This is a genomic window from Phytoactinopolyspora endophytica (genome assembly GCF_004138495.1).
Taxonomy (GTDB): Bacteria; Actinomycetota; Actinomycetes; order Jiangellales; family Jiangellaceae; genus Phytoactinopolyspora; species Phytoactinopolyspora endophytica.
Window position 1 is genome coordinate 32,059 of record NZ_ML142876.1, and the last position, 4,364, is coordinate 36,422.

A 4,364-nucleotide genomic window follows, 5' to 3' on the forward strand; every position below is an offset into this window, starting at 1 on the left:
ACCGGCTGCTCAGCGGCCGGCGCGCCCGGTTGCGTTCCGGCGCGTCGTACGCGCTCACCCGGCGAGGGCCGGTCGCGACCGGTGGATACGAGCTCGTCTCATTCTTCACGTCGTCGGCCGAGCTCGACAGGCCGGACGTGCAAGGGCTCTGGGCGCCGCTGTCACTGGACCTGCGGCCGTCCGGCAGGTCCGGACTGACATTGTCGGATCATCCGGGCATGATGTTCCTCGGCTATGCGCTGCGGCCCACAACCACCGGTTCCGTTCACATCAGCGGAGCCCAGCCGGAAGACGCTCCAGTGGTCGACGCACGATTCCTGGAGACCGAGCATGACCGTGGCGTGACGGCACGGATACTCGACCAGGCCCGCGACGTGCTGTCCACCGGACCGCTCGCAGACCTGGTGCTCGACGAGGAGTCCCCCGGGCCGGACGTCACCGAGCCCGAGGACGTCCTTCGGCACGCGCTGCGTGGCGGCGGGATCTACCACGCGGTCGGTTCTTGCGCCATGGGGCCGGAGCACGACGACGTCGTCGACGCTGAGCTGCGCGTGCGCGGTGTCGACGGGCTACGTGTCGTCGATGCGTCGATCTTCCCCGCGATGCCGTCCGGCAACACCGCCGCCCCGGTCATGGCCGCGGCGTGGAGAGCCGCCGACCTCATACAGGGCGACCAGTGAGCGAAGCATCCGCCTGGACGCCGACGTCGACCGCGGATCTGCAGCGCTGGACACGAGCTTTCGGATCGATGTCGACAAACCCTTGCGCGCGGTACACCAGAACGTCACACTCCATCCCTATACATGGACACTCGGCACGCTCGCGCTCGACGTGGAGGGACCATGAAAAAGCAACTCGGGGGGATCGCGCTGATCACGTCAGCTATGGTCCTGCTCATGCCCCAGGCTGGTGCGGTGGTCGCGGACTCGTCGACCGGGCGGCCGGAGCCGGTGCGGTTTGCCACGTTCAACGCCTCGCTCAACCGCTCGACCGAAGGCGAGTTGGTGGCCGACCTTTCGACCCGGGACAACGCCCAGGCGCAGACGGTCGCCGAAATCATCCAACGGACCGATCCGGACGTCCTGCTCATCAACGAGTTCGACTACGACGACGCAGGCACGGCGGCGCGACTGTTCAATGACAACTACCTGTCAGTGCCGCAGAACGGCGTTGGACCCGTCGACTATCCGTACCACTTCGTCGCACCGTCGAACACCGGGATCCCGTCCGGTTTCGACCTGAACCGGGACGGCACCGTCGGGGGTCCGGACGACGCCTTCGGATTCGGTGAGTTCCCCGGGCAGTACGGCATGGTCGTCTACTCGAAATATCCGATCATCGATTCCGAGATCCGTACGTTCCAGAACTTCCGGTGGGCGGATATGCCCGGTGCGCTGCTGCCCGATGACCCGGACACCGATGAGCCCGGTGACTGGTACTCGCCGGAGGTGCTCGACGTCTTCCGGCTGTCGTCGAAGAGCCATTGGGACGTGCCGGTCGATGTCCAGGGCACTACCGTCCATCTACTGGCGAGTCATCCGACACCGCCGACGTTCGACGGACCCGAGGACCGCAACGGCACGCGCAACCATGACGAGATCCGGTTCTGGGCAGACTACGTCTCGCCCGGCCACAGGTCGGACTACATCTACGACGACAACGGCCATGAGGGCGGCCTGCAACGCGGAGCGTCGTTCGTGATCGCGGGCGACCTGAACGCGGATCCGAATGACGGAGACAGCGTTCCCGGCGCCGCACAACAGGTGCTGGAGCACCCCCGGGTGAACAACAAGGTGACGCCGGAGAGCGCGGGAGCCGTCGAGCAAGCCGAGCTCCAAGGCGGCGCCAACGCAACACACAAGGGTGACCCGCGCTACGACACCGCGGACTTCGCCGACACCGAACCGGGCAACCTGCGTGTGGACTACGTCCTGCCGAGCAAGAACCTCCGCATCGCCGGCTCCGGCGTCTTCTGGCCGCTGAGCGACGACCCGCTGTTCCGGCTGGTGGGCATCTTCCCGTTCCCGAGCTCCGACCACCGGCTGGTATGGACGGATCTCAAGGTGTATGGGCGGGATCGCTGACTCCATAGCTACCGGCCGGCGTAGACTGCCCGACGATCATCAGGCGCAGGTCACCTTCCGCCAGAGTCCATGCCGCGGGGTTCGAGCTGTGGCATCCCGGTGTCGTTCATATGCTCCAGTGCCTGGTGAAGCAACGATGTGTAGGTCGGGTGGGCGAGCGCAAGGGACTCGAGCTGCGACAGGGTGAACCATCCCAGCCGCTCATGTTCGTCCTCGGCAAGGTTCGCCACTGCGCCTCGCCACTGCCGAACGACCCAGATCGACAATCCGATCCCCAGTGCATCGTCGGCGATGTACCGCCACGGGGCTCCGAGCACAGCATCGATGCCAAGCTCCTCGCGCAACTCACGGTGCAGCGCACGGCGCGCGGATTCCCCAGGCTCGACGTGTCCGCCAGGCAGGTCCCAGGTTCCGGGATAGTAGGTGCGCTCCGGATGCCGCAGCGCCAGCAGCACACGGGCACCGTCGATCAGGACTCCCGCCGCCATGGCGACCCGTGTTGACGCTGCGCGCTCGGCGAAGCGAAACCGCGAGAGCACCGTCCGGGCGGACTCATCCGTAGCCGTCCACAGCACCTCATTCACTGGGAAAGAGACGTCGAACTCGTGCCCGCGAACCTCTTCCCAGCACCTCGCTGGCGCCGCCGCGGTGCGAGGATGCGCGATCGTCACGTGAAACGGGTAGCCGGCGAACCGCTGCGGCGGCAACAGCAGCCGATCTCTCAACGACTCAAGACTCCCGGCCGGATCGTCGACCAGGGCGAACACGCCACCGTGCCCCTCGTCGTCACAGGTGAGCCGGCCGACCCGCAGCCCGAACGGAGCCATCTCGCCGGCCGCGCTCTCTAGCCGTTCGAGCAGTAGCCCGGCGTCGACGGTCTCCTCGGGATAGACCACCGTCACGTGGGCACGAGCGACACGATGCATCTCCGGGTCCCAGAACGAACGAAGCTCCTCAATCGGCCGGGCGGCATCACCATCCAGCTCGATGGTCACGTGATGCCGTGGCGTCCGTCGGGTCATCTTCAACGATTACCACGCGCAGGAAGCGCGCTTATCCACTGGCTGCTCCACTAGCTGCGCGCACTCATCGCACACGTGACGACGGAGCGGCGGCTAGCTCTCACGACTCCCCGAGAGAAGGGACGCGGCATTAGGCGCCCTTCGACAGCTGGCGCGAGACGCGGATGACGGCGTCAGCCCTGATGGCCAATCAGGCCGAGCGGCTGTTGCGCCTGGTGACAGGCGGATTCAAGCCGTGTTTGCGACGTAGCCCGTAGGCGGCGATCAGCCGCCAGCCAACGAGGAACATCCCGAGTGTGACGGTCGCGACGACGACGAACGTCGCCGCGGTGCCCTGCCCCGAGAGTGCACGCAGCACCATGCCACCGGCGACGGCGACCAACCAGATGCCCAGGCCGGCCCGGACGGGCGAGAACGGCCGACGCCAGGCACGCGTAATGAGCCAGCCCACCGCCGTGGCAGCAGCGAACGGCCACACAGTGGTGACGTAGCCGGCCGAGATGATCTCCCGGTTATGGCTACCCCTGCCGGCGAGCGCGAAGGACGCGACCAGGACGAGGTCGATGAGGCCGGCAACCAACACCGCAGGTAAGCCCCGAACTGTCGGCGCACGCCCCGCGGCGGTATCGGTGGATGGTGCGGAATCGGCGGGCACTGAGGATCCAGGCGTACTCATCGTGTGCTTTCGTTTCGAGGTGGGGCATCCGCTCACGGCACTTGTTTCACGCTACATGTGCCATCAGCCTACGTTCATGGTGATCTCGGCGAAGAGATCGGACATCCTTGTGAGCGCATGCGCATCCTCGCGAGCTGTCGTCGTGTTCCGCTGAGGACTTCGTGTGCACCCTGCACATGCATCTTTTACCTATAGTTGAGATATGTTCACTGGCTGATGCCTCATCATTCCGCCATTAGCTTAATTTTGCCTCTGGATGTTGATTGAAGATCGTTCTAAGCTAGATCACATGTTCGAAGACAGCCACACCCCCAGCGGCGCACGCCCACCACACCCGGTGCTGGACGTGCTGGATGCTGCCGATGCCGCGTTCGAGCACGGCCTGGATGTGGATGCCGCAGCGATCCACGATGAGGACCTGCCCGGGGTGCTGGCGCGGGTGCATGGGTTGGCGGCGAAACAGGCCGAGTTGTTTGACCCGGCTGATCGCGGAGACCGACAGCCGGGATCTGGGCCGCCGGCTGGGGGCGTCGTCGACCACGGCGTGGCTGCGCGACATCCTCAACGTGCGCCCCGGGGTGG

Annotated in this window: 5 protein-coding genes; 2 read left to right on the top strand and 3 right to left on the bottom strand. The window is 66.0% G+C overall.

The window, feature by feature from the left end; all coding sequences use genetic code 11:
- The coding region (locus ELR45_RS39950; protein ID WP_240760298.1) for a GMC family oxidoreductase at nucleotides 1-680 on the top strand (680 nt) is incomplete at its 5' end.
- A 162-nt stretch (nucleotides 681-842) separates the two neighbouring features.
- Entirely contained in the window at nucleotides 843-2,084 is a 1,242-nt protein-coding gene (locus ELR45_RS32310) for an endonuclease/exonuclease/phosphatase family protein (RefSeq protein WP_129669947.1), read from the top strand.
- A 50-nt stretch (nucleotides 2,085-2,134) separates the two neighbouring features.
- Here ELR45_RS32310 and ELR45_RS42235 read toward each other — a convergent pair whose 3' ends face one another.
- The 3 genes from ELR45_RS42235 to ELR45_RS32325 form a co-directional block, all read right to left on the bottom strand.
- Nucleotides 2,135-3,106 carry an NUDIX domain-containing protein gene (locus ELR45_RS42235; protein WP_129669948.1) on the bottom strand — a complete coding sequence of 324 codons (972 nt, stop codon included), beginning with the start codon at nucleotides 3,104-3,106 and terminating at the stop codon, nucleotides 2,135-2,137.
- A 190-nt stretch (nucleotides 3,107-3,296) separates the two neighbouring features.
- Entirely contained in the window at nucleotides 3,297-3,689 is a 393-nt protein-coding gene (locus ELR45_RS32320) for a DUF3054 domain-containing protein (RefSeq protein WP_240760299.1), read from the bottom strand.
- A gap of 373 nt (nucleotides 3,690-4,062) precedes the next feature.
- On the bottom strand, nucleotides 4,063-4,364 hold a 302-nt coding region (locus ELR45_RS32325; RefSeq protein ID WP_205857704.1), incomplete at its 5' end, for a hypothetical protein.

What these genes read in the sequence shown, in the direction of transcription:
- ELR45_RS42235 (WP_129669948.1), bottom strand. Translation starts at nt 3,106, where the DNA reads ATGACCCGACGGACGCCACGGCATCACGTGACCATCGAGCTGGATGGT.
- ELR45_RS32310 (WP_129669947.1), top strand. Translation starts at nt 843, where the DNA reads ATGAAAAAGCAACTCGGGGGGATCGCGCTGATCACGTCAGCTATGGTC.